The 23,773-nt window shown below is 57.6% G+C and carries 24 protein-coding genes and 1 tRNA gene; 17 read left to right on the forward strand and 8 right to left on the reverse strand.

What is annotated here, in order from left to right; genetic code table 11:
• Nucleotides 1–13: 13 nt before the first annotated feature.
• Nucleotides 14–745, forward strand: a complete 732-nt coding sequence (gene dnaQ / locus SPE70_RS04585; RefSeq protein WP_004204621.1) for a DNA polymerase III subunit epsilon — start codon at nt 14–16, stop codon at nt 743–745.
• 133 nt (nt 746–878) lie between these two features.
• Nucleotides 879–955: transfer RNA gene (locus tag SPE70_RS04590), tRNA-Asp, on the forward strand.
• A 59-nt stretch (nt 956–1,014) separates the two neighbouring features.
• Here SPE70_RS04590 and SPE70_RS04595 read toward each other — a convergent pair.
• Complete coding sequence (locus tag SPE70_RS04595) at nt 1,015–1,896, reverse strand: LysR family transcriptional regulator (protein ID WP_022065053.1); 882 nt, start codon at nt 1,894–1,896, stop codon at nt 1,015–1,017.
• A 103-nt stretch (nt 1,897–1,999) separates the two neighbouring features.
• Between SPE70_RS04595 and eamB the strand changes: the two genes are divergently transcribed.
• Nucleotides 2,000–2,590, forward strand: a complete 591-nt coding sequence (gene eamB / locus SPE70_RS04600; protein ID WP_012968889.1) for a cysteine/O-acetylserine transporter — start codon at nt 2,000–2,002, stop codon at nt 2,588–2,590.
• Between the two features lie 28 nt (nt 2,591–2,618).
• Here the strand turns inward: eamB and SPE70_RS04605 are convergent, their stop codons facing one another.
• The 3 genes from SPE70_RS04605 to fadE all read right to left on the reverse strand — a co-directional run bounded on the left by SPE70_RS04605 (nt 2,619) and on the right by fadE (nt 7,360).
• Nucleotides 2,619–3,719, reverse strand: a complete 1,101-nt coding sequence (locus tag SPE70_RS04605) for an AI-2E family transporter (RefSeq protein ID WP_032734849.1) — start codon at nt 3,717–3,719, stop codon at nt 2,619–2,621.
• A 248-nt stretch (nt 3,720–3,967) separates the two neighbouring features.
• Nucleotides 3,968–4,738, reverse strand: a complete 771-nt coding sequence (locus tag SPE70_RS04610; protein WP_016160335.1) for an amidohydrolase — start codon at nt 4,736–4,738, stop codon at nt 3,968–3,970.
• A 177-nt stretch (nt 4,739–4,915) separates the two neighbouring features.
• On the reverse strand, nt 4,916–7,360 hold the full coding sequence (fadE, locus tag SPE70_RS04615) for an acyl-CoA dehydrogenase FadE (protein WP_012968887.1): 2,445 nt from the start codon (nt 7,358–7,360) through the stop codon (nt 4,916–4,918).
• A gap of 239 nt (nt 7,361–7,599) precedes the next feature.
• On the opposite strand from fadE, the gene lpcA reads away from it, so the two are divergent.
• A complete protein-coding gene (gene lpcA, locus SPE70_RS04620; protein ID WP_008805261.1) occupies nt 7,600–8,181 on the forward strand; it encodes a D-sedoheptulose 7-phosphate isomerase in 582 nt (193 codons plus the stop codon).
• A 74-nt stretch (nt 8,182–8,255) separates the two neighbouring features.
• On the forward strand, nt 8,256–9,023 hold the full coding sequence (locus SPE70_RS04625) for a class II glutamine amidotransferase (RefSeq protein ID WP_008805262.1): 768 nt from the start codon (nt 8,256–8,258) through the stop codon (nt 9,021–9,023).
• Here SPE70_RS04625 and dpaA read toward each other — a convergent pair.
• Nucleotides 8,994–9,734 (reverse strand): peptidoglycan meso-diaminopimelic acid protein amidase, encoded by a 741-nt coding sequence (gene dpaA / locus SPE70_RS04630; RefSeq protein ID WP_008805263.1) that lies wholly within the window; start codon nt 9,732–9,734, stop codon nt 8,994–8,996. The genes SPE70_RS04625 and dpaA overlap by 30 nt on opposite strands.
• Nucleotides 9,735–10,145: 411 nt before the next feature.
• Between dpaA and SPE70_RS04635 the strand changes: the two genes are divergently transcribed.
• Genes SPE70_RS04635 through nqrM form a run of 7 tightly spaced genes read left to right on the forward strand, consistent with a single transcriptional unit; the run spans nt 10,146 to nt 16,206 of the window.
• Nucleotides 10,146–11,489, forward strand: coding sequence for a Na(+)-translocating NADH-quinone reductase subunit A (locus SPE70_RS04635; protein ID WP_012968886.1), 1,344 nt, complete (start codon nt 10,146–10,148; stop codon nt 11,487–11,489).
• Between the two features lie 3 nt (nt 11,490–11,492).
• Nucleotides 11,493–12,731: an NADH:ubiquinone reductase (Na(+)-transporting) subunit B gene (locus SPE70_RS04640; protein WP_012968885.1), complete on the forward strand. Its 1,239-nt coding sequence runs from the start codon at nt 11,493–11,495 to the stop codon at nt 12,729–12,731.
• Nucleotides 12,724–13,518 (forward strand): Na(+)-translocating NADH-quinone reductase subunit C, encoded by a 795-nt coding sequence (locus SPE70_RS04645; RefSeq protein WP_008805266.1) that lies wholly within the window; start codon nt 12,724–12,726, stop codon nt 13,516–13,518. The genes SPE70_RS04640 and SPE70_RS04645 overlap by 8 nt, the downstream gene beginning before the upstream one ends.
• Nucleotides 13,511–14,149, forward strand: a complete 639-nt coding sequence (locus tag SPE70_RS04650) for an NADH:ubiquinone reductase (Na(+)-transporting) subunit D (RefSeq protein WP_002889716.1) — start codon at nt 13,511–13,513, stop codon at nt 14,147–14,149. Before SPE70_RS04645 ends, SPE70_RS04650 begins: the two co-directional genes overlap by 8 nt.
• A gap of 6 nt (nt 14,150–14,155) precedes the next feature.
• Complete coding sequence (gene nqrE, locus SPE70_RS04655) at nt 14,156–14,752, forward strand: NADH:ubiquinone reductase (Na(+)-transporting) subunit E (RefSeq protein WP_004177335.1); 597 nt, start codon at nt 14,156–14,158, stop codon at nt 14,750–14,752.
• Between the two features lie 12 nt (nt 14,753–14,764).
• A complete protein-coding gene (nqrF, locus tag SPE70_RS04660; protein ID WP_008805267.1) occupies nt 14,765–15,988 on the forward strand; it encodes an NADH:ubiquinone reductase (Na(+)-transporting) subunit F in 1,224 nt (407 codons plus the stop codon).
• Nucleotides 15,989–15,990: 2 nt separating this feature from the next.
• Complete coding sequence (gene nqrM / locus SPE70_RS04665; RefSeq protein ID WP_004204638.1) at nt 15,991–16,206, forward strand: (Na+)-NQR maturation NqrM; 216 nt, start codon at nt 15,991–15,993, stop codon at nt 16,204–16,206.
• 221 nt (nt 16,207–16,427) lie between these two features.
• On the opposite strand, the gene SPE70_RS04670 is transcribed toward nqrM, so the two are convergent.
• Complete coding sequence (locus SPE70_RS04670; RefSeq protein ID WP_012542789.1) at nt 16,428–17,288, reverse strand: glycerophosphodiester phosphodiesterase family protein; 861 nt, start codon at nt 17,286–17,288, stop codon at nt 16,428–16,430.
• 159 nt (nt 17,289–17,447) lie between these two features.
• Between SPE70_RS04670 and dinB the strand changes: the two genes are divergently transcribed.
• Complete coding sequence (gene dinB, locus SPE70_RS04675; protein ID WP_008805269.1) at nt 17,448–18,503, forward strand: DNA polymerase IV; 1,056 nt, start codon at nt 17,448–17,450, stop codon at nt 18,501–18,503.
• A gap of 2 nt (nt 18,504–18,505) precedes the next feature.
• Nucleotides 18,506–18,958: a GNAT family N-acetyltransferase gene (locus SPE70_RS04680; RefSeq protein ID WP_012542788.1), complete on the forward strand. Its 453-nt coding sequence runs from the start codon at nt 18,506–18,508 to the stop codon at nt 18,956–18,958.
• A 41-nt stretch (nt 18,959–18,999) separates the two neighbouring features.
• Here the strand turns inward: SPE70_RS04680 and pepD are convergent, their stop codons facing one another.
• Complete coding sequence (pepD, locus tag SPE70_RS04685; protein ID WP_064170503.1) at nt 19,000–20,457, reverse strand: cytosol nonspecific dipeptidase; 1,458 nt, start codon at nt 20,455–20,457, stop codon at nt 19,000–19,002.
• A 257-nt stretch (nt 20,458–20,714) separates the two neighbouring features.
• Here pepD and gpt point away from each other — a divergent pair, with 257 nt between their 5' ends.
• The 3 genes from gpt (at nt 20,715) to crl (ending at nt 22,979) form a co-directional block, all read left to right on the forward strand.
• A complete protein-coding gene (gpt, locus tag SPE70_RS04690; protein WP_002889733.1) occupies nt 20,715–21,173 on the forward strand; it encodes a xanthine phosphoribosyltransferase in 459 nt (152 codons plus the stop codon).
• 105 nt (nt 21,174–21,278) lie between these two features.
• Nucleotides 21,279–22,523 (forward strand): esterase FrsA, encoded by a 1,245-nt coding sequence (gene frsA, locus SPE70_RS04695; RefSeq protein WP_012542786.1) that lies wholly within the window; start codon nt 21,279–21,281, stop codon nt 22,521–22,523.
• A 57-nt stretch (nt 22,524–22,580) separates the two neighbouring features.
• A complete protein-coding gene (gene crl, locus SPE70_RS04700) occupies nt 22,581–22,979 on the forward strand; it encodes a sigma factor-binding protein Crl (RefSeq protein WP_004178681.1) in 399 nt (132 codons plus the stop codon).
• 85 nt (nt 22,980–23,064) lie between these two features.
• Here crl and csiR read toward each other — a convergent pair whose 3' ends face one another.
• Nucleotides 23,065–23,757 carry a DNA-binding transcriptional regulator CsiR gene (gene csiR, locus SPE70_RS04705; RefSeq protein WP_008805273.1) on the reverse strand — a complete coding sequence of 231 codons (693 nt, stop codon included), beginning with the start codon at nt 23,755–23,757 and terminating at the stop codon, nt 23,065–23,067.
• Nucleotides 23,758–23,773 lie beyond the last annotated feature (16 nt).

Below are 23,773 nucleotides of genomic sequence, written 5' to 3' on the forward strand. Positions count from 1 at the left end.
ATAAATGACCGCTATGAGCACTGCAATTACGCGCCAGATTGTTCTCGATACCGAAACCACCGGTATGAACCAGATCGGGGCGCACTACGAAGGACACAAGATTATCGAGATCGGCGCCGTGGAGGTGATCAACCGCCGCCTGACCGGTAACAATTTCCATGTCTATCTGAAGCCCGATCGGCTGGTGGATCCTGAAGCATTCGGCGTGCACGGGATCGCCGATGAGTTCCTGCTGGACAAACCCACCTTTGCCGATGTGGCTGATGAGTTTATGGATTACATCCGCGGCGCGGAGCTGGTGATCCATAACGCCTCGTTCGATATCGGCTTTATGGATTATGAGTTCGGTAAGCTGAACCGCGGCATTGGAAAAACCGAGACCTTTTGTAAAATCACCGACAGTCTGGCACTGGCGCGGAAAATGTTCCCCGGCAAGCGCAACAGTCTGGATGCGTTATGTTCGCGCTACGAAATAGATAACAGCAAGCGTACGCTGCACGGGGCATTACTCGATGCCCAGATCCTTGCCGATGTCTATTTGATGATGACCGGCGGCCAGACTTCGATGGCGTTCTCTATGGAAGGCGAAAGCCAGCAGCAGGCGGGAGAGATGGGCATTCAGCGCGTCGTCCGCGCCGCCAGCCAGTTACGGGTAGTTTATGCCTCTGATGAAGAACTGGTGAACCATGAATCCCGCCTCGATCTGGTACAAAAGAAAGGCGGAAGCTGCCTGTGGCGTGCCTGATAACCACTAAAATGGATTAAAAGTAGGCGGTTGGGCGATTTTTGCAGCAAACGATTCAAAACGGTAGAAAAAGCGTTGACGGGGTAGAGGGGAATCCGTAATATTCGCCTCGTTCCCAACGGAACAACAACGCGGAGCGGTAGTTCAGTCGGTTAGAATACCTGCCTGTCACGCAGGGGGTCGCGGGTTCGAGTCCCGTCCGTTCCGCCACTATTCAGAAAGCCTGAATCAGCAATGATTCAGGCTTTCGTCGTTTTCGTCGCCGAATTTCAGCGCGCCTCTTGTTCCTCCTGCATACACTGCATGAATACCCGCATCGCCGGACTGATTGCTTTCCCGGCGTGATGGGCGCAGAGCGCATGGATCGTCAGCGGCGTCTCGCTGAACGGCAGCTCGACCAGCGTCCCGCGTTTGAGTTCCTCCTCTACCGCAAAGCGCGGCAGAAAACTCACCCCCAGATTGCCCGCCACGCACTGCTTGATGCTTTCAATACTCCACAGTTCGATGGTGTTCTCCATGGTAATGCCGCGCTGGCGCAGGGTACTTTCAAAAATCTGCCGGAACACGCACTGGGGCTCGTTGATGATAAAGCTCAATGGGATATGCTGCCGCGGGCGCAGGAAGTCGACCGGCGCCTGATCGACTGACGCGACCAGCGCCAGCGGCTGCGAGCCAAGTTCCATCATGGTGAGCGCATCATCGTTGCCAACCCGGTAAAACACCCCCAGGTCGACTTCGTCAGCGAGCAGCGCATCACGGATGCTGTAGCAATTGAGCGACTGCAGTGACAGGCGGACCTTCGGGGCGCGTTGCTTAAAACGCTGCAGCACCGGCGGCATTTTGTACGCCAGCAAGGTTTCACCAGTGGCGACGCGAAGTTCGCCGCCGGGTTCATCGTCCTGGCGCGCCGCCTGGCGAATCGACGCCATCACTTTGGTCAGATCGTAGACGTGCGGCAGGACATTTTTACCGGCGGCGGTGAGACACATCCGTCGGCCAATTTTCTCAAAAAGCGGGATAGCAAGCTCCTGCTCAAGCTGCTGGATATGAAAGGTTACGGTGGACTGGGTGCAGCACAGTTTCTGCGAGGCGCGCAGAAAGGATCCTTCTTCGACAACCGTTTTGAAGGTGATAAAGCGTCGCAGATCCATATTTCCTCTTTATATCGACATTCTCGAATTCAGAATGAAAAAACATTCATTTTTTTAAATTATCAGCTTCGGGTACTGTCTGCCAGTCAAGAGGAGAAAACACGTGACACCTACCCTGATTAGCGCCTTTTTAACTTACACCCTGATCACCGCCCTGACGCCCGGGCCGAATAATATTCTGGCGCTGAGCAGCGTCACCGCGCACGGCTTTCGACGGAGCATGCGGGTTCTGGCCGGCATGAGCCTGGGGTTTGTGATCATCATGCTGATTTGTGCCGGGCTGACGTTCACTCTCGTTACCCTGGATGAGGGGATAACCTCCCTGCTACGCTGGGTCGGCGCAGGGTATATCCTGTGGCTGGCCTGGCACATTGCCCGCAGCGACCCGGCCAGCGGTGGGCAGGAGGAGCGGCCTGTCAGCTTCTGGGCCAGCCTGGGGCTGCAGTTTGTGAATGTAAAAATTATCCTGTACGGCATCACGGCCCTGTCGACCTTTGTTCTGCCAGTGACTCGCGAGCCATTCTGGCTGGTGATGATAAGCCTGTTGCTATCAGTAATAGGCGTTGCCGGCAATCTTTGCTGGGCGCTGGCCGGTCAGCTGTTTCAGCCGGTGTTCGAACGCCATGGAAGAGGGTTAAATCTGCTGCTGGCGCTGCTGCTGGTCTGGTGCGCGGTACGAATGTTTATGGAATGAATTAAGGGAGCGTAACGCTCCCTTGAGGTTATTTATCCTGCGGCAGGGCGGGTTGCCCTTCATTTACCCAGGTCATGAAGATCCGATAACCGATGGCCAGCAGGGTGGCGCCGAGAAACATACCGAGAATGCCGTTAGAGGCCATTCCGCCGAGGGCGCCCAGCAGCACTACCGGCATTGGCGCGTCGACTCCGCGCCCCAGCAGCAGAGGTTTGAGGACGTTATCGGCCATGCCGGCGACGATCAGCAGGATGGTGTAGAAGATATCCATGCCGGTACTGTGGGTGCCGAGACTCCACATTAGCGCAATGGCCGGGGCCGTCACCAGGATCACCGGCACCTGGGCAATGCCGAGGAGCAGGGCCAGAATAAAGAAGATCCCGACGGCGGGAATGCTGGCCATCAGCATGATCACGCCGACCAGCAGCGCCTGGATCAATGCCACCCCGATGACGCCCTGGGCGACCGCGCGGATGGTGCTGGTGCACAGGCGGGTGAGGGTCACGCCTTTATTTTCATCGGTAATACGGATGGCAATACGCTGGGCGCTGATGGCGCCCGCTGCGCCCCAGGCCATCATAATTCCCGAGACGATAAACGAAATAATAAAGCCAATCAGCCCGCCGCCCATGCTGGCCAAAATACTGAGAAACTGTTTGGCAATGTCGCCGATTTGCGAGCGGTAATTACTGAGCAGTCCCGGGAGATCGACGGAAGCTCTCATCCACAGGGCGCTAAGCCGTTCGCCAATGATCGGTAACGCGGCAATGCGCGAGGAGGGCGGGGGAATGGTAAAGCTCTGGCTGCCCATCTTGTCTATCATGGCGCTGGCGCTTTCCGCCAGCGAGGTGATCATCAGCACCGTGGGGATGACGATCAGTAAAATACCTAACAACACCAGCACCACTGACGCCAGTCCCTGTTTGCCCGCTAACAATCCGGCAAAATATTGATGTAAGGGATAGAGCGCCACGGCGAGGATCAGCGCCCAGAGCATCATATTGATAAAGGGAGAAAAGACGGTAAAACAGAATGAGGCCAGCGCCAGAATAAGCCCAAACCGAATAAACATATCGAGAAAGCGGGTGACCAGCCGTTTTTCAATCAACAGCAGATTATTATTATCCATTTTCTTTTACGCTCACATAATATTCTTACGCCAACGCTCAGCGTTGTTTAACAAAACACGCCAGCAACAGAAAATTCATGATTTACAACGCAGAAGTGAGTTGAAGGTGATCTCCGCCCATTTGGTTGTGGGGTCTTTTAATGAGTGTAGAACAGAAATGAATGGCGCCCGGCAAATATTCTGCGGTGCGCTGGCGGGCGAAATCCCGCTTTCTTTACCTGCTGAATGAGGAAGAAAGCGGAGGGAGATTAACCGAGGGTAAAAGGATCGGCATCGCGCCAGGCGGGAAATTTTTCGCGATATTCCTGGAGGGCAGCCAGCGACAATTCGGCATCAAGACGGGTGGCCTGATGCGGATCGGCAGTGGCGACAATCTCCCCCTGGGGACTGATAATCCGGCTATCGCCGCGGTAATGATGGCCGTTACCGTCAGTACCGACCCGGTTACAGCCGGCGACATAGGCCTGGTTCTCGATAGCGCGGGCGACCAGCAGCGACTGCCAGTGCAGGGAGCGCGGCGCCGGCCAGTTGGCAACATACAGCGCCAAATCATAGTCGTTCAGATTACGCGACCATACCGGAAAGCGCAGGTCGTAACAGACCAGCGGCAGGATACGCCATCCGCGCCATTCAAAGACCACGCGTCGGTCACCAGCCTCATAATGATGGTGTTCATCGGCCATACGGAACAGGTGCCGTTTATCATAATGGTGCACCGTACCGTCGGGCTCGACCAGCAGGAAGCGGTTAACAGCGCCGTGTTCGGTTTGCAGCGCTGCGCTGCCGGCAATCAGCGCCTGGGTTTGCGCGGCCCGGGCATGCATCCACTCCACCACGTCGGCTTCGGGTAAAGACTGTTTTGCCGCTTCCATGGCAAAGCCGGTGGTGAACATCTCCGGTAAAACAATGACATCGCGCCCAATAATCCCTTCCAGTTGGCGATCAAAATGGCGCAGGTTGGCAGGGCCGTCCATCCAGACCAGCGGTTGTTGCAACAGCGTAATTTTCAGGCCAGGCACAATGGTCAACTCCATTCTCATGAGGGGGTTAGGTTAACTGTAACACCATATCAGCCTCGCGGCGGTCAGCGGAATATTTTGTTAAAAAAATGCTACTCACAGAAGCCACGGAGGAGGGGGGACGAAAAAAAGGCGGGGAAAATTCCCCGCCCGGCGTGTGATGTGGTGATTGTTTTATTATGCGGCTTCAACTTTGCGAACTTTTTCCGGCAGCTTTACCGGCTTTGTCGCCAGCTCCTCTGGCGCAAAGTCGTCGACGTTGATGCTGCGCAAGCGACTGTGCTCTGCGCGGGTCAGAATAGCGGCTTCTTCCTGATTTATTAATCCTTTGGCCAGCGCGTTGTGTGCCAGCTCATCCAGACGGGTGAACGGCAGGTTTTTACCCAACTCTTTGCAGATCCGCTGGTGGATAGGATCGGCCGCCATCACTTCCAGCAGCGCCTCTTCCAGCAGACCAACCGGGTTATGCTCGCTCGGCGTCAGGTACTGACCGCGACCGATGCGGGAGCGAGTGGCGCTGGGCACCTGCAGAATTTTAGCGACTTTATGGTCCAGCTTATCCGACGGCGCATGATGATGACGCCCGGTCGGGAAGATGGCCACACGCATCGCACCTGCCACCAGACGGTTGGGGAAGTTTTTCAGCAGATCGTCGATGGCCTGTTCAGCCTGGTGCAGCGCATCCTGCACTCCCCAGTGAACCAGCGGCAGATCGGCTTCATTGCGTCCTTCATCGTCATAGCGTTTCAGCACCGCCGAGGCCAGATACAGCTGGCTTAACACATCCCCCAGACGCGCGGAGATACGTTCGCGACGCTTGAGGCTGCCGCCCAGTACCGCCATCGACACGTCTGACAGCAGCGCGAGGTTGGCACTCAGACGGTTCATTTGCTGATAGTAACGACGGGTGGCGTCACGGGTCGGCGCGCTGCTGGTGCGTCCGCCGGTCAGGCCCAGCCAGAAACTCCGGACTTTGTTACTGCCGACATGGCCGATGTGTTTGAACAGCAGCTTATCGTAGGCGTTCAGGTCGTTATTCTGCGCGGCGGCCATCTCTTCCAGCACGTAAGGGTGGCAGCGAATAGCCCCCTGACCGAAGATCATCATGCTGCGGGTCAGAATGTTGGCGCCTTCAACGGTGATGGCGATCGGCGCGCCCTGGTAAGCCCGGGCGAGGAAGTTACCTTCGCCCAGCATAATGCCTTTCCCGCCGGTAATATCCATCGCGTCGATAATGGAGCGCTGGCCGCGGTGGGTACAGTGATATTTCACAATCGCGGACAGCACTGCCGGTTTCTCGCCGAGCATAATGCCGTAGGTGATCAGCGACGCCGCGGCGTCCATCACATAGGCGTTACCCGCGATGCGCGCCAGCGCCTCTTCAATCCCTTCCATTTTGCCGATCGAGATTTTGAACTGACGGCGAATGTGGGCGTAGGCGCCGGTCGCCATGGCGACGGATTTCAGGCCGCCGGTGGCGTTGGAAGGCAGGGTAATGCCGCGGCCCACGGACAGACATTCAACCAGCATGCGCCAGCCCTGACCGGCCATGCTCGGGCCGCCGATGATGTAATCGATCGGCACGAAGATATCCTTGCCGCGGGTTGGGCCGTTCTGGAACGGGACGTTCAGCGGGAAGTGGCGACGGCCAATTTCCACGCCCGGCGTTGAGGTGGGGATCAGCGCGCAGGTGATGCCCAGCTCTTCCTCGCCGCCCAGCAAACGGTCCGGGTCAGAGAGTTTGAAGGCCAGCCCCAGCACGGTGGCGATTGGCGCCAGCGTGATATAGCGTTTGTTCCAGGTCAGGCGCATCCCCAGCACCTGTTGACCCTGCCAGTCGCCCATGCACACCACGCCGGTATCCGGAATAGCGCCGGCGTCAGAGCCCGCTTCCGGACTGGTCAGTGCGAAGCAGGGGATTTCCAGGCCGCGCGCCAGACGCGGCAGATAATGATTCTTCTGTTCTTCGGTACCGTAATGCTGCAGCAGTTCGCCCGGGCCCAGCGAGTTTGGGACGCCGACGGTGATCGCCAGGATGCCGGAGACGCCAGAAAGTTTCTGTAGCACTCGTGCCTGAGCGTAAGCGGAGAACTCAAGCCCGCCATACTCTTTCTTGATAATCATCGCGAAGAAGCGGTGCTCTTTCAGATAGGCCCACAGCTCGGGCGGCAGATCGGCCATTTCGTGGGTGATGGCGAAGTCGTTAGCCATCCGGCAGGCCTCTTCCACCGGGCCGTCGAGGAAAGCTTGCTCTTCGGCGGTCAGGCGCGGCTGCGGATAGTTATGCAGCTTGTGCCAGTCCGGGTTGCCGCGGAACAGATCGCCTTCCCACCAGGTGGTGCCGGCGTCGATGGCTTCTTTTTCCGTACGCGACATCGGCGGCATCACCTTGCGGAAAGCGCGAAATGCCGGTGCGGAAATCATCGATTTACGCATGGGGGCAAAGTTGAACGGCAACAAAATAATGGCCAGCGGCAGCAGCAGCCAGATATTCCACAGTCCGGCCGCGCCGAGCGCCGCGGTCCAGGCGAGCAAAATCACACTGCTGAGCAGCAGGCTGACCCGGTGATAGAAGAGCGCACCGAGTAAAACGACGGTTGCAACAATACTCAAAATCATCATAGAGAAATGCTCCCTGAGCTTGTAGGAGGTCTGACCACTTGTGATGTATTGGTTGTAGTGCATGCGTTTTTATTTAGCAATGTGTTTACAAAATAATTACAACCTCGCTCACATTGTTGTATGCAAAAGCGGCACATAAAATCAAAAGGGCGGGGGATAACACTGCCTGCTGCTTCTCGCTTCGGCGGCTATCCGGTACACTGCCAGGGTTATTCCACTCATACTGAAGGATTATCCTCATGTACCAGGATCTTATTCGTAACGAACTGAACGAAGCCGCGGAAACGCTGGCTAACTTTCTGCAGGACGAAGCCAATATCCATGCTATCCAGCGTGCCGCTGTTCTGTTGGCGGATAGCTTTAAGGCGGGTGGGAAAGTGCTGTCCTGTGGTAACGGCGGTTCCCATTGCGATGCGATGCATTTTGCGGAAGAGCTGACCGGTCGTTATCGCGAAAACCGCCCGGGTTACCCGGCCATCGCGATCTCCGACGTCAGCCATCTCTCCTGCGTGAGCAATGATTTTGGCTATGAGTATGTGTTCTCCCGCTATGTTGAATCCGTCGGCCGTGCGGGCGATGTGCTGCTCGGCATCTCCACGTCAGGTAACTCCGGCAACGTGATCAAGGCCATTGAAGCCGCGCGGGCGCAGGGGATGAAAGTGATCACCCTGACCGGTAAAGACGGCGGCAAAATGGCGGGTTCCGCCGACGTTGAAATACGCGTGCCACACTTTGGCTATGCCGACCGCATCCAGGAGATCCACATCAAAGTGATCCATATCCTGATTATGCTGATCGAAAAAGAGATGGTGAAAGGCTAACAGGCAGGCGAGTGTGTACTGTTGACGGCGGCCTCGCTTTGGCGCCGTCGTGATTTGTGAGGGTGAGGTGATCTATGTGCGAACTGCTCGGGATGAGCGCCAATGTGCCAACAGATATCTGTTTTAGCTTTACCGGGCTGGTGCAGCGCGGGGGCGGGACGGGGCCGCATAAAGACGGCTGGGGCATCACCTTCTATGAAGGCAAAGGCTGTCGCACATTCAAAGATCCGCAGCCGAGCTTTCAGTCGCCGATCGCGAAACTGGTCCAGGATTACCCGATTAAGTCCTGTTCCGTCGTCGCCCATATCCGTCAGGCCAATCGCGGGATGGTGGCCCTGGAGAACACCCATCCCTTCACCCGCGAACTGTGGGGGCGCAACTGGACCTATGCGCACAATGGGCAGCTCAAAGGCTATAAATCGCTGAAAACCGGTAATTTCCATCCGGTAGGTGAAACCGACAGTGAAAAAGCGTTTTGCTGGCTGCTGCACCGTTTAACCGAGCGCTATCCGCGCACGCCGGGCAATATGCTGGGCGTTTTCAAGTATATCGCCACCCTGGCGGGTGAACTGCGTGAGAAAGGGGTGTTCAACATGCTGCTGTCGGACGGGCGCTACGTGATGGCGTTCTGCTCGACCAATCTGCACTGGATCACCCGGCGGGCGCCGTTTGGCGTGGCAAAACTGCTGGACCAGGATGTGGAGATCGACTTTCAACGCGAGACCACACCCAACGATGTGGTCACGGTTATCGCCACGCAGCCGCTGACGGCCAATGAAACCTGGCACAAGATCATGCCAGGCGAGTGGGCGTTATTTTGTCTCGGGGAGCGTGTAGTTTGAGGCCAGCTGCGGCTGAACAACCTCGTGGCTGAGCGGCTTGCTTACCACATAGCGGCCGTCAGTCACTGACACAATCGGCGGTTTGTGGGTCTGCTGGAAATAGTCATAGCCAGGCTTAAGCTGTTTCCAGAAATCTGCATAGTAGGAGTATTTGTGGCGTTCCATATTGGCGTTGGTCATGCGGAACGGATAGATACTCACCTGCACGCTTGGCTGGCCGAAGACTAAGGCGCCGGTCACAAACTGGAAGATCTCATCGATCCCGCTGTCGGTCATGGCGTAGCAGCCGACTGAGACGCAGTCGCCATGGATCATCAGGTATTTCCCTTCATAACCATGGGCGCGATCGTAGGCGTTCGGGAAGCCGATGTTAATGGCTTTATAGAAGCGGCTGTCGGGTTTGAGCTGGCTGCGGGTGACGCTATAGAACCCTTCCGGACTCTTGAAATCACCCTGACGCTGTTTCGGACCCAGGCCACCGGAATAGTTGCAGATCCGATAGCTGTCGAGGAGCTGGTAGGTTTCACCCATTTTGACGTAAAGGTCGAGCATGCGCTCTTCTTTAAAGATCTCAATGTAAACCGGTGAACCCATTAATTGCTGCTTGTATTCTTTGCTAACCGGCGTCGTCGGGCTATTGCTGCTGAGCAGCCCGGCAAATGACACGCACGGCAACAGAAGCATCGCAATAAATAATGCGATTTTGCGCATACTGCTTGTTCCTTGATAAAACAAAATAGCCACATTGCCAGGACGGCAAGAGAGACCCGAAATCAGAGTTTTCTGGATTTAGAGCGCTCACATTAGCATCACGGCATTTTTTCGCAAGGGCGACGTGGCGGCGTTTACAATTCAGCCTCACTTTATAACCCGCTTACGGCGAAAACACAGTCAGAACTTTGCGCAATAGCTCGCATTTTAGAAGCACTTATTGCCCCTCGTGCTACAGCCGCCGCTCACGAAATGTTACACTTGCGCCGGTTCATCACCAGAGTAAGAAAGGAGGCTTCTCTTCCGTCATGAGCGCCACTGGCGCCGTTTCGCCCTTTCTTCTCTGCCATTCTGTCAATAAGCTGGCCCCGGCCTGCGTCGGGGTTGAGGTTACGGATACCTGCTAACGATATGATTAAAATCACGAAAGGGCTGGATTTGCCCATAGCTGGCATGCCATTACAGCAGATCTCTCCTGCGCCAGCGGTGAAGCGCGTCGCGCTACTCGGCGAAGAGTACGTCGGGATGCGTCCCGCTATGGCGGTCAAAGAGGGCGATCGGGTCAAAAAAGGTCAGATCCTGTTCGAAGATAAAAAGACCCCCGGCGTCTACTTTACCGCCCCGGCGAGCGGGGTTGTCAGCGCCATCCACCGCGGTGAACGGCGCGTTTTACAGTCAGTGGTGATTGATATCGAGGGCAATGACGCGGTGGCCTTTACCCGTTACGCCGCGGACGCACTGGCTGAGCTGCCGCGCGACACCGTACAGCAGCAGCTGCTGGCCTCGGGCCTGTGGACCGCGCTACGCACCCGGCCATTCAGTAAAACGCCGCGCCCGGGCAGCGTGCCCGCCGCTATTTTTGTCAACGCCATGGATACCAATCCGCTGGCGGCGGAGCCGCAGCCGATTATTCTGGCCGAGCGTGCCGCCTTCGATGCCGGTCTTACCGTGCTCACGCGTCTGACCGACGGGAAAGTGCACGTCTGCCAGCCCAGCGGCGGCAAGCTGGGCGGCCATCCTGCCGGCCAGGTCTGTTTTAATCAGTTCTCCGGGCCGCACCCGGCGGGGCTGCCGGGAACCCATATTCACTTTCTGGAGCCGGTGAGCCTGAATAAACAGGTCTGGCACCTCAATTATCAGGATGCGATCGCTATCGGTCAGCTTTTCCTTGAAGGTGAGCTGAACTGCGAACGGGTAATTGCGCTCGGCGGCCCGCAGGTGAAGTCGCCGCGGCTGGTCAAAACGACGCTGGGCGCCAGCCTGGACGATCTGCTGGCGGGCGAGCTGGAGGAGGGGGAAAACCGCGTCATTTCCGGCTCGGTACTTAGCGGTACCCGCGCCCACGGCCCCCACGCTTTCCTCGGGCGTTTCCATCTGCAGGTGAGCGTGGTTCGCGAAGGTCGGGAAAAAGAGCTGTTTGGCTGGGTGATGCCGGGCAAAGAGAAGTTCTCGATTACCCGCACTACGCTAGGCCATTTCTTCAAGCGCAAGCGCTTTCATTTCTCCACGGATACTAACGGCGGCGAGCGGGCGATGGTGCCGATCGGCAACTATGAGCGGGTGATGCCGCTGGATATTCTGCCAACCATATTGCTGCGCGATCTGCTGGCCGGCGATAGCGATAGCGCCCAGGCGCTGGGCTGTCTGGAGCTGGATGAAGAAGATCTGGCGCTCTGCACCTACGTTTGTCCGGGCAAATATGAATACGGTCCGGCGCTGCGCAGCGTGTTAACCCAGATTGAGCAGGAAGGATAAGAGATGGGCTTAAAGCACCTGATTGAGAAACTTGAGCCGCATTTCACGCATGGCGGCAAGCTGGAAAAATATTACCCGCTGTATGAAGCGGCGGCGACCATCTTCTACACGCCGGGGCAGGTCACCCGCGGCGCGGCGCACGTGCGCGACGCCATCGACCTCAAGCGGATGATGATCCTCGTGTGGTTTGCCGTATTCCCGGCGATGTTCTGGGGCATGTACAACGTTGGGCTGCAGACCATTCCGGCGCTGCACAAACTGTACGGCGCCGAACAGCTGCAGCAGGTGATCGCCAACAACTGGCATTACAGCGTCGCCCAGTGGTTAGGGGTCAGCTTCAGCGCTGACGCCGGCTGGCTGAGCATGATGACCCTGGGCGCGGTCTTCTTCCTGCCGATCTATATCACCGTTTTTATCGTCGGCGGCTTCTGGGAAGTGCTGTTCGCGATTGTGCGCAAACATGAGATCAACGAAGGCTTTTTCGTTACCTCAATTCTCTTCGCGCTGATTGTGCCGCCTACGCTGCCGCTATGGCAGGCGGCGCTGGGGATCTCCTTTGGGGTGGTGATCGCCAAAGAGATTTTCGGCGGTACCGGGCGCAACTTCCTCAACCCGGCGCTGGCGGGGCGCGCGTTCCTGTTCTTCGCCTACCCGGCGCAGATTTCCGGCGATCTCGTGTGGACGGCGGCGGATGGTTTCTCCGGCGCCACGCCGCTCTCCCAGTGGGCCAGCGGCGGCGGTGAAGCGCTGGTTAACGTCGCGACCGGCATCCCGGTGAGCTGGATGGACGCCTTCCTCGGCAACATTCCTGGCTCAATTGGCGAAGTCTCCACGCTGATGATCCTGATCGGCGGCGCGATCATTCTCTTTGGCCGCGTCGCGTCCTGGCGCATCGTCGCCGGGGTAATGATCGGCATGATCGCCACCGCCACCCTGTTTAACGTTATCGGCTCCGATACCAACCCGATGTTCTCGATGCCGTGGTACTGGCATCTGGTGCTCGGCGGCTTTGCCTTCGGCATGATGTTTATGGCGACGGACCCGGTATCCGCCTCGTTTACCGATAAAGGGAAATGGAGTTACGGCGTGCTGATCGGCGTGATGTGCGTGCTGATCCGCGTGGTGAACCCGGCTTATCCGGAAGGGATGATGCTGGCGATCCTCTTCGCCAACCTCTTCGCACCGCTGTTCGATTACCTGGTGGTGCAGGCCAATATTAAGCGGAGGAAGTCGCGTGGCTGAGAAGAAAAGTAACGATAGCATCGGCAAAACGCTGCTGGTGGTGCTGGTGCTTTGTCTGGTCTGCTCCATCGTGGTAGCGGGCTCGGCCGTGGGGCTGAAATCCCGCCAGCAGGCGCAGCGGGCGCTGGATAAACAGCGCAATATCCTGGCCGTCGCCGGCCTGATACAGCCCGGGATGGATGCTGATGCGGTAGCGGAAACCTTCGCGGCGCGCATTTCGCCGCGACTGGTGAATCTGGCGACCGGCGAGCTGCTGGAGAAAGACCCGGCAAAATTTAATCAGGCCCAGGCGCTGAAGGATCCGCAGCAGAGCATCGCGCTGGACGCCAGCCAGGATCCGGCCGGCATTAAACGCCGTAGCAACCTGGCGGAAATTTATCTGGTGCGCGACGCGCAGCAACAGATTGAGCAGATGGTGCTGCCGATCTACGGCAATGGCCTGTGGTCGATGATGTATGCCTTTGTGGCGCTGGACGTTGATGGCCGCACGGTGAAAGGCATTACATATTACGATCAGGGGGAAACCCCGGGGCTGGGCGGCGAAGTGGAGAACCCGAACTGGCGCCAGCAGTTTATTGGCAAGCAGGTGCTGGATGACAACGGCATGCCGGCACTCCGGGTGGTGAAAGGCGGCGCGCGCGCCGGTGACCTGCATGCAGTAGACGGTTTATCCGGCGCCACGCTAACGTCTAACGGCGTGCAGCACAGCTTTGATTTCTGGATGGGCGAACTGGGCTTTGGTCCGTTCCTGAAAAAAGTGCGTGAGGGAGGGCTGAATAATGGCTGAACAGAGCGATATGAAAGAGGTGAAGCGCGTGCTGGTGGGGCCGCTCATCGCCAACAACCCCATCGCCCTGCAGGTGCTGGGCGTCTGCTCCGCGCTGGCGGTAACCACTAAACTGGAAACCGCCTTCGTGATGACCATTGCGGTGACGCTGGTGACGGCGTTTTCCAGCATGTTTATCTCGATGATTCGCCACCATATTCCCAATAGCGTGCGCATCATCGTGCAGATGGCGATCATCGCCTCGCTGGTCATCGTGGTGGATCAGCTGTTGCGGGCTTTCGCTTATGAGACCTCTAAGCAGCTGTCGGTATTCGTCGGGCTTATCATCACCAACTGTATCGTGATGGGGCGCGCCGAAGCCTACGCCATGAAATCGCCGCCGCTGGCCAGCTTTATGGACGGTATTGGCAACGGTCTCGGCTATGGCGCGATCCTGATAATCGTCGGCTTCCTGCGCGAGCTTATCGGCAGCGGCAAGCTGTTCGGTATCACGGTGCTGGAGACGGTGCAGAACGGCGGCTGGTATCAGCCGAACGGCCTGTTCCTGCTGGCGCCGAGCGCATTCTTCATTATCGGTTTGCTGATCTGGGCCCTGCGTAGCTGGAAGCCTGAACAGCAGGAAAAGGAGTAATCGATGATGGCTCATTACATTAGCCTGTTTGTCCGCGCGGTGTTCGTTGAGAACATGGCGCTGGCCTTCTTCCTCGGGATGTGTACCTTCCTCGCGGTGTCGAAAAAGGTCTCCACCGCCTTCGGCCTCGGCGTCGCAGTGACGGTGGTGCTGGGTCTTGCTGTGCCAATCAACAACCTGGTCTATAACCTGGTGCTGCGCGACGGCGCGCTGGTGGAAGGCGTAGATCTCAGCTTCCTGAACTTCATCACCTTTATCGGGGTGATTGCGGCGCTGGTGCAGATCCTGGAGATGATCCTCGATAAGTACTTCCCGGCACTCTATAACGCGTTAGGGATCTTCCTGCCGCTTATCGCCGTTAACTGCGCCATTTTCGGCGGCGTGTCGTTCATGGTGCAGCGTGATTACAACTTCCCGGAATCCATCGTCTACGGCTTCGGCTCCGGCATCGGCTGGATGCTGGCGATCGTGGCGATGGCGGGGATCCGCGAAAAAATGAAGTACGCCAACGTGCCCGCCGGTCTGCGCGGGTTAGGGATCACCTTTATCACCACCGGGTTGATGGCGCTGGGCTTTATGTCCTTCTCCGGCGTGCAGCTATAAGGGCGAATAAGTATGGAAATTATTCTTGGCGTCGTGATGTTCACGCTGATTGTGCTGGTGCTGTCGGGGCTTATCCTGGCTGCGCGCTCAAAGCTGGTGAACGCGGGCGACGTGGTTATTGAGATCAATAACGAAGCGGATAAACAGATCCGCACCCCGGCGGGTGACAAACTGCTGAACACGCTGTCCAGCAACGGTATCTTCGTCTCTTCCGCCTGCGGCGGCGGCGGCTCCTGCGGCCAGTGTCGGGTGACCATCAAAGAAGGCGGCGGCGATATTCTGCCGACCGAGCTTTCGCATATCACCAAACGCGAAGCCAAAGAAGGGTGCCGCCTGGCCTGCCAGGTGGCGGTGAAGCAGAATATGAAAATTGAGCTGCCGGAAGAGATTTTCGGCGTGAAAAAATGGGAGTGCGAGGTTATCTCTAACGATAACAAAGCCACCTTCATTAAAGAGCTCAAATTACGGGTGCCTGATGGTGAAGCGGTGCCGTTCCGCGCCGGCGGCTATATTCAGATCGAATGCCCGTCGCATAAAGTGGCCTATGCCGACTTTGATATTCCTGATGAATATCGTTCAGACTGGGACAAATTCAATCTGTTCCGCTATGTCTCTGAGGTGAAAGAGCCGACCCTGCGCGCCTACTCGATGGCTAACTATCCGGAAGAGAAGGGCATCATTATGCTCAACGTGCGCATCGCCACGCCGCCGCCGAAGGTCCCGGATGCGCCGCCGGGGATCATGTCGTCCTATATCTGGTCGCTGAAGCCTGGCGATAAGGTGACGATTTCCGGGCCGTTCGGCGAGTTCTTTGCTAAAGAGACCGACGCTGAGATGGTGTTTATCGGCGGCGGCGCCGGCATGGCGCCGATGCGCTCGCATATCTTTGATCAGCTTAAGCGGCTGCACAGCACGCGCAAAATCAGCTTCTGGTACGGCGCCCGTTCGCTGCGCGAGATGTTCTACGATGATGAGTTCGAGCAGCTGGCGCGCGACAACCCTAACTTTACCTTCCACGTCGCGCTCTCCGATCCGCTGCCGGAAGATAACTGGACCGGGCATACGGGCTTTATCCATAATGTTCTGTATGAAAACTATCTGCGCGACCACCCGGCGCCGGAAGACTGCGAATTCTATATGTGCGGGCCGCCGGTGATGAACGCCGCGGTGATAAAAATGCTCAAAGACCTGGGCGTCGAAGATGAGAACATCATGCTCGACGACTTTGGAGGCTGACGATGCTGACGGTATTTGTCGCGACCTTTGTGATTTTTGCGCTGGTGATCCTCGGTATGTCGCTGGGCTACCTGGTGAAGCGCAAGAGCATTCAGGGCAGCTGCGGCGGGATCTCGTCGCTGGGGCTGGAGAAAGTCTGCGACTGTCCGGAACCGTGCGACGCGCGTAAGAAACGTCTCGCTCGCGAGGCGCAGCGTCAGCAGCGGCGTATTTTGTAATGCCCGGCGGCGCTGCGCATGCCGGACCTGCTGCTTCAGTTTTGTAGGCCGGGTCAGGCGCAGCCGCCACCCGGCATAAAGCGGCTCCGTGCCCGGTGGCGCTGCGCTTGCCGGGTCTGCTGCTTCGGTTTTGTAGGCCGGGTAAGGCGCCAGCCGCCACCCGGCAATAGCATGCCAGCAATGTGAGGCCGCTTTCGCGGCCTTTTTAGCCGTTGACTCCCTTACTGCCAGCTTTTCGCCTGTGCCGGAGAATCCACCATCACCCCGTCGGCACCCAGCTCCTTCGCCGTGCGGTAGTCTTCCGCACTGTTGATGCCGAAGAAAATAATGTGCGCTTTGCCCTGTGAGCGGAAGCAATCCATCGCCTCTTTATCCCAGGTGAGCGTTGCCGGGGAGATCCCTTCGCCAAGGGTAAACTTCTCCACCACCTCCACCTTGCGCTTCAGCTCCAGCCCATACCACTGCTCGCCCTCGTGCTGGCTGCTCAGTTGACACTGGTGGCTGAGTGAAATAGTCGCAAGTTTAGTGCGAGTCTCGCTGCGGGTGACGAAGCGGGGAATAGCCGATGGCAGGGCGGCGATATAGCGGTCATCGGTGGAATAGACCCGCACGCGATCGAGGCTGTCGGTGGCTTTTAACACCGCCAGCAGGCGTTCGCCCATCACCGCCGGATCGGCATCTGGAGATTTGATATCGATGTAGAAAAAAGTGTGCGGCCACTGTTGCAGCACGCTTTGCAGGGTCGGGATCGTAGCCTGCTTACCGCGCCACGGGTGGCTGTCATCCCCCCATTTCCAGCCGGCGTCGACTTTCGCCAGCTCGGCGGCGGTTAAGCTGGAGACCTTACCCTCGGCGTTGGTCAGGGCGGAGAGATCGCTTGAACGGTAGAGTACCGGTACGCCGTCGCGGCTTAACTGCACCGTGACCCAGATGGCCTCAGCGTGGTTCTCCAGCGCCAGTTTAATGGCCGGCAGGGTATTTTCCGGCGCATCGCCGGTACCGCCGCGGTGGGCAATCAGCTGTGGGTTAGCTAAAGCGCTGCTGGCGGCCAGCAGGCAAAGGGCGGTGAGTCGTTTCTTCATAATTGTATCTTTCAGATTAGTTGATTAACGTTATGAAAATAAACATGATTTATTGCACTTTTATGTTGTCAGCGTTTTTTTGACCACCGGAGTAAAAAAAGCATCAAACTGGCGCGCAGTTTTGCTATGCTGTATGGGTATACAGTGTTGAGTCTGACGATGCGTAAAATTATCCATGTCGATATGGACTGTTTCTTTGCAGCGGTGGAGATGCGCGACAACCCGGCGTTGCGTGATATCCCCCTCGCGATAGGCGGCAGTCGGGTACAGCGTGGCGTGATTAGTACCGCGAACTATCCTGCGCGTAAGTTTGGTGTGCGCAGCGCCATGCCGACGGCAACGGCGCTCAAGCTGTGCCCGCATCTCACGCTGCTTCCCGGCCGCTTCGATGCCTACAAAGAAGCCTCGAATCATATCCGCGAAATTTTCTCCCGCTATACCTCGCGCATTGAGCCGCTGTCGCTGGATGAAGCCTACCTTGACGTCAGCGACAGCGTGCATTGTCACGGGTCGGCCACTCTAATAGCTCAGGAGATCCGCCAGACCATCGAACGGGAGCTGCACCTCACCGCCTCGGCGGGCGTGGCGCCGGTGAAGTTTCTCGCTAAAATCGCTTCCGATATGAATAAACCCAACGGCCAGTTCGTTATCGCTCCCCATCAGGTGGCAGAGTTTGTGCGGGCGCTGCCGCTGGCGAAAATACCCGGTGTCGGAAAGGTGTCGGCGGCGAAGCTGGAAAATATGGGCCTGCGTACCTGTGGCGATGTGCAGAACAGCGATCTGGCCATGCTGCTCAAGCGCTTCGGTAAATTCGGCCGTATTCTGTGGGAGCGCAGCCACGGGATTGATGAGCGGGAAATCCATAACGATCGGCAACGTAAATCGGTGGGCGTGGAGCGGACGTTAGCGGAAGATATCCACGAATGGTCAGCGTGCGAAGCGATTATCGAAAATCTCTATCCCGAACTGGAGCGGCGGCTGGCGAAGGTCAAACCGGACCTGTTGATCGCCCGCCAGGGGATTAAACTGAAATTCAATGACTTCCAGCTGACCACTCAGGAGCACGTCTGGCCGCGGCTGAACAAAGAGGATCTGATTGCCACCGCCCACAAAGCCTGGGATGAGCGGCGCGGCGGACGGGGCGTGCGTCTGGTTGGGCTCCATGTGACGCTGCTCGATCCGCAGCTGGAAAGGCAGCTTTTATTAGGGATTTAACCATGCATATTCGTGCTTACCGCGACAGCGATTTGCCATTGCTCTGCCAGATCTTTCTGCGCGCGGTGCAGGAAACGGCGAGCCGGGACTATACCCCGGCGCAGATTGCGGCCTGGGCGCAGGTGGATGAGACGCGCTGGCGACAAAAGCTGGCTGACTCAGTCGGGCGGGTGGCCGTGGTTAACAATCAACCGGTTGGCTTTATCACCGCCATCGGGACGCATATCGATTTGCTCTTTGTCTCGCCGGATCACGCCCGGCAGGGTATCGGCGGCGCGCTTATCGAGGCGCTCTGCGCTCAGTATCCTGCGCAAATCCTGACGGTGGACGCCAGCATTACCGCAAAGCCCTGTTTTACGGCCCATGGATTTAAAGTGGTGGCGGAGCAGCGGGTGGCAGCCCGTGGGGAGTGGTTTATTAACTACCGGATGGAAAAACGCGTGGCGCTAAGGTGATGCGGGGAAAACCGGCGGCGGGCCGCCGCCGGTGGTGGGGCTTATTTAGCCGGAATGGCTTTCAACAGCTCGGTCAGCAGCGTCCAGTACTGACCGACGCTTTCGATATGTACCTGCTCATCCGGGGAGTGCGGACCGGTAATGGTTGGCCCGATGGAGACCATGTCCATCTCCGGATACGGTTTTTTGAACAGACCGCATTCCAGACCGGCGTGGATGATCTGGATGTTCGGCGTCTTGTTGAACAGACGCTGGTAAGTCTCGCGCACCAGGTGCATTACCGGCGAGTTGGCGTCCGGCTGCCAGCCAGGGTAAGCGCCTTTGGCTTCGGTTTTCGCCCCCGCCAGTTTACCCAGAGAATCCAGCATGCTGACCACGTAGTCTTTGCCGCTGTCGATCAGCGAGCGGATCAGGCAGTGGATCTGCACGTTGTCATCGGTCATGGTGACGACGCCGACGTTCAGCGAAGTTTCCACTACGCCTTTCGCCACGTCAGAGTTGCGGATAACCCCGTTCGGCGTGGCGTTCAGCAGGCGGATGAAACCGTCGCGGGAAGCCTGCGTCAGCGCTGCTTTGTCGTTATCAACCGCTTCCAGGAGCACTACCAGGTTCTTCTCTTTGGCCTCCAGCTCGTTTTTCAGCAGCGCCTGGTAAGTATTCACCAGCGCTTTCAGCGCATCGGCTTTATCCGCGGCGACGGCGACGGTTGCGTATGCTTCGCGCGGGATGGCGTTGCGCAACGTACCGCCGTTGAAATCGACCAGACGCAAATCCAGCTCATCGGCGTGGCCGGCGAGGAAGCGCGACAGCAGCTTGTTGGCGTTACCCAGACCCAGGTGAATGTCACCGCCGGAGTGGCCGCCTTTCAGCCCTTTTAAGGTTACTTTAAAGCTTTGGAACCCGGCCGGAATCGCTTCGCGAGTCAGCGCCAGGTTAGAGGTGAAATCGATCCCGCCGGCGCAACCCATGTAGATTTCGCCTTCTTCTTCGGAGTCGGTATTGATCAGGATATCCGCCTGCAGCCAGTTGGCCTGCAGACCGAACGCGCCGTCCATACCGGCCTCTTCGGTCATGGTCAGTAGCACTTCCAGCGGGCCGTGAGCGACGCTGTCGTCGGCCAGCACGGCCAGTGCGGACGCCATCCCGATGCCGTTATCCGCGCCCAGCGTGGTGCCGCGCGCTTTCACCCATTCGCCGTCAATGTACGGCTGGATCGGATCTTTGGCGAAGTCGTGGACGGTATCGTTGTTTTTCTGCGGCACCATATCGAGGTGCGCCTGCAGCGCTACGGGCTTGCGGTTTCCCATACCGGCAGTCGCGCCTTTACGAATCAGAATGTTGCCAACCTGGTCACGTTCCGCGTGTAAGCCTTTTTCTTTTGCCCAACCCATAATGTGCTCGGCGAGCTGTTCTTCGTGATAGGACGGGTGCGGGATGGAGCAAATCTTGGCAAAAATATCCCAAAGCGGCTGCGGGGATAGTTGAGACAGTTCAGACACGGTAAGTCTCCTTACAGACTCCTGCATACAGCGGTTGCAGGACGAGGGTTAGCGTTAAAATACACAACAAGCCCGGGCTTGCGCGATGGGGTTGAGAATACCACTTTCCATCGCCGCAGGTAGTGTAAACAACGCAAAAAGCGTTGCGCAAACCGCTTAACACTGGTTTTTAGTGCGTCAGATCTCTATAATCTCGCGCAACCATTTTCCCCCTCGAACATTATTTAAGCCGTATTACACAGGCTGGGACACTTCACATGAGCGAAAAATACGTCGTCACCTGGGACATGTTGCAGATTCACGCCCGCAAACTGGCCAGCCGTCTGCTGCCGGTTGAGCAATGGAAAGGCATTATTGCCGTCAGCCGCGGTGGACTGGTACCGGGAGCCTTACTGGCGCGTGAACTGGGCATTCGTCATGTTGATACCGTATGCATCTCCAGCTACGACCATGATAACCAGCGCGAGCTGAAAGTGCTGAAACGCGCGGAAGGCGATGGCGAAGGCTTTATCGTTATCGACGATCTGGTGGATACCGGCGGTACCGCCGTGGCGATCCGCGAAATGTATCCAAAAGCACACTTTGTCACCATTTTCGCCAAGCCGGCAGGCCGCCCGCTGGTGGACGATTACGTTGTGGATATTCCGCAGGACACCTGGATTGAACAGCCGTGGGATATGGGCGTGGTGTTTGTACCGCCTATCGCAGGTCGTTAATTCTTCAGGACAGTGCTATTTACCACGCCCGGCTTGCCGGGCGTGGTTTTTTTTATCCTTTAGCAGGTTACAATAACAGGAGTGGCACTACGACGGAGGCTGCACATGTCACAGGCTAACCTCAGCGAAACGCTGTTTAAACCCCGCTTCAAACATCCCGAAACCTCTACGCTGGTGCGTCGGTTTTCCGCCGGAAAACCGCAGGCGATGCAGTCGGCGCTGAGCGGCAATCACGTCGATCACTGGTACCGTCTGATCAACCGTTTGATGTGGATCTGGCGCGGCGTGACCCCGCAGGAGATCCTCGATGTGCAAGCGCGCATTGTGATGAGCGAGGCCGAACGAACGGATCCAGAACTGTTCGATACCGTTATCGGCTATCGCGGCGGCAACTGGATCTTTGAGTGGGCGAAAGAGGCCATGCAGTGGCAGCAAAAGGCCGGGCAGGAAGCCGATCCTTTGCTGAGCGGCCGCCACTGGTTGCATGCATCGAACCTGTATAGCATTGCCGCTTATCCGCATATTAAAGGCGATGAGCTGGCCGAACAGGCGCAGGCTTTAGCCAACCGGGCGTATGAAGAGGCCGCCCAGCGGCTGCCGGGCTCGCTGCGCGAACTGGAGTTCACCATTCCTGGCGGTTCGCCAATAACCGGCTTTTTGCATATGCCAAAAGGCGATGGGCCGTTTCCGACGGTGCTGATGTGCGGGGGCCTGGACTCACTGCAGACGGATTATTACAACCTGTATGAGAACTACTTCTCACCGCTCGGTATTGCCATGCTGACGATCGATATGCCTTCCATCGGCTTCTCGTCAAAATGGACGCTGAATCAGGACACCAGCCTGCTGCACCAGCACGCGCTGCGCCATCTGGAAAATGTACCGTGGGTCGATCATACCCGGGTCGCGGCCTTTGGCTTCCGCTTTGGCGCCAATATCGCGGTCCGTCTGGGTTACCTGGAGCCGCAGCGGCTGAAGGCTGTGGCGTGTCTGGGCCCGGTCGTTCATGGTCTGCTGGTGGATCCCCTGCATCAGGGGCGCGTGCCGGAGATGTATCTTGACGTGCTGGCCTCGCGGCTGGGCATGCATGACGCGTCCGATGAAGCGCTGCGCGTGGAGCTCAACCGCTACTCGTTAAAAACCCAGGGACTGCTGGGGCGCCGTTGCCCGACGCCGATGCTTTCCGGCTTCTGGAAGGACGATCCGTTCAGCCCCGAAGAGGAGTCGCGGTTAATCACTTCGTCATCTGCCGATGGCAAACTGCTGGAGATCCCGTTTAACCCGGTGTATCGCAATTTTGATCACGCATTGCGACAGATCGCCCGCTGGATCAATCATAGATTTGGTTAATTTATTGCTAAATTCTATTGGTTTGGTAAAACAGTTGCATCACTAAAGGAGATCGCAATGACGTTACCGAGTGGACACCTGAAAAGTAAGTTGATCAAGAAATTCACGGCGCTAGGGCCTTACATTCGCGAAGAGCAGTGCCATGACAACCGTTTCTTTTTCGATTGCCTGGCAGTTTGCGTCAATGTTAAGCCCGCACCGGAGAAGCGTGAATTCTGGGGCTGGTGGATGGAAATGGAAGCACAAGAGTCACGTTTCACCTATAGCTACCAGTTTGGCCTGTTCAATAAAGAAGGTTCATGGCAGGCGGTCGACATTGACGACCCGGAAGTGAGCGAGAGACTGGAAAAAACGCTACGCGAGTTCCACGAGCGCGCGGCAGCACTGCTGACCACCTTTAATCTGAAGCTGGAACCGGCCGACGATTTCAGCGAACCGGTTCGCCTGCGGGCCTGATTGATCTACGGATACGATTTCTCCACGCCCGTGCGGCGTGGAGGAGCGTGCCGCCATACCCGTAATTTCAACCCCACCATCTGACTCACCCTGCCTGCGGCGACAGCTTGCCAGCCATCGCCTGTTGAATAATCGGGATAGGGGTCAGTAAGTGCTCGCGCATCAGCGCGCTGGCTCGTTCGGCATCGCGCGCCAGAATGGCGTCCAGCAGGGTCTGGTGTTGAACATGTTTGTCTTCCAGCATCTCCACCGACAGCACGGTGGTGCGCAGCCAGATGAAACGGTAGCGCGCCGCCAGATCGAACAGCCTTTCGCGCATCTGCAGCAGATACTGGGAGCCGCAGCCGGCGACGATGGCGGTGTGAAACGCCTGATGGCGCTGGTCCCATTCATCGAGTAAGCGCTCACTGGCGTCACAGGACTCCAGCTTGTTGAGCAGATGGGCGCGGGCCAGCAGCTCGGCTTCCCACTCGTCGCCGCCGCGTTCGATGGCGAGGCGCACCAGCATGGCTTCCATATTGGCGCGCGCGTCGAAGATATCGAGAAGCTCCTGCTCCGACATGGGCGCCACCCGATAGCCTTTCTGATTAACCACCGTCACCAGCCTTTCCGCCACCAGCTGCGAGAGCGCCTCCCGCAGCGGCCCGACACCGAGCTCATAGCGCGACGTCAGCAGGCTCATTCGCAGCTTCTCATCGGGTTGGTAGACCCCGCGGATGATGTCGTTTTTCAGCCAACGGTACCCGTCAATGGCCGTCGCCTGGGGAATGGCGGTCATGTTCTTACTCCTGAAT

It is taken from the genome of Klebsiella sp. ZJOU C1, assembly GCF_035620215.1.
Taxonomy (GTDB): Bacteria; Pseudomonadota; Gammaproteobacteria; order Enterobacterales; family Enterobacteriaceae; genus Klebsiella; species Klebsiella variicola.

Bases quoted from the DNA above. Each gene is read 5' to 3' on its own strand.
- SPE70_RS04635 (WP_012968886.1), top strand. From the start codon at position 10,146: ATGATTAAAATCACGAAAGGGCTGGATTTGCCCATAGCTGGCATGCCA.
- SPE70_RS04640 (WP_012968885.1), top strand. From the start codon at position 11,493: ATGGGCTTAAAGCACCTGATTGAGAAACTTGAGCCGCATTTCACGCAT.
- nqrF (WP_008805267.1), top strand. From the start codon at position 14,765: ATGGAAATTATTCTTGGCGTCGTGATGTTCACGCTGATTGTGCTGGTG.
- nqrE (WP_004177335.1), top strand. From the start codon at position 14,156: ATGGCTCATTACATTAGCCTGTTTGTCCGCGCGGTGTTCGTTGAGAAC.
- nqrM (WP_004204638.1), top strand. From the start codon at position 15,991: ATGCTGACGGTATTTGTCGCGACCTTTGTGATTTTTGCGCTGGTGATC.
- csiR (WP_008805273.1), bottom strand. From the start codon at position 23,757: ATGACCGCCATTCCCCAGGCGACGGCCATTGACGGGTACCGTTGGCTG.
- SPE70_RS04625 (WP_008805262.1), top strand. From the start codon at position 8,256: ATGTGCGAACTGCTCGGGATGAGCGCCAATGTGCCAACAGATATCTGT.
- crl (WP_004178681.1), top strand. From the start codon at position 22,581: ATGACGTTACCGAGTGGACACCTGAAAAGTAAGTTGATCAAGAAATTC.
- SPE70_RS04650 (WP_002889716.1), top strand. From the start codon at position 13,511: ATGGCTGAACAGAGCGATATGAAAGAGGTGAAGCGCGTGCTGGTGGGG.
- SPE70_RS04680 (WP_012542788.1), top strand. From the start codon at position 18,506: ATGCATATTCGTGCTTACCGCGACAGCGATTTGCCATTGCTCTGCCAG.
- SPE70_RS04595 (WP_022065053.1), bottom strand. From the start codon at position 1,896: ATGGATCTGCGACGCTTTATCACCTTCAAAACGGTTGTCGAAGAAGGA.
- dinB (WP_008805269.1), top strand. From the start codon at position 17,448: ATGCGTAAAATTATCCATGTCGATATGGACTGTTTCTTTGCAGCGGTG.
- fadE (WP_012968887.1), bottom strand. From the start codon at position 7,360: ATGATGATTTTGAGTATTGTTGCAACCGTCGTTTTACTCGGTGCGCTC.
- dnaQ (WP_004204621.1), top strand. From the start codon at position 14: ATGAGCACTGCAATTACGCGCCAGATTGTTCTCGATACCGAAACCACC.
- SPE70_RS04605 (WP_032734849.1), bottom strand. From the start codon at position 3,719: ATGGATAATAATAATCTGCTGTTGATTGAAAAACGGCTGGTCACCCGC.
- frsA (WP_012542786.1), top strand. From the start codon at position 21,279: ATGTCACAGGCTAACCTCAGCGAAACGCTGTTTAAACCCCGCTTCAAA.
- SPE70_RS04670 (WP_012542789.1), bottom strand. From the start codon at position 17,288: ATGAAGAAACGACTCACCGCCCTTTGCCTGCTGGCCGCCAGCAGCGCT.
- gpt (WP_002889733.1), top strand. From the start codon at position 20,715: ATGAGCGAAAAATACGTCGTCACCTGGGACATGTTGCAGATTCACGCC.
- lpcA (WP_008805261.1), top strand. From the start codon at position 7,600: ATGTACCAGGATCTTATTCGTAACGAACTGAACGAAGCCGCGGAAACG.
- dpaA (WP_008805263.1), bottom strand. From the start codon at position 9,734: ATGCGCAAAATCGCATTATTTATTGCGATGCTTCTGTTGCCGTGCGTG.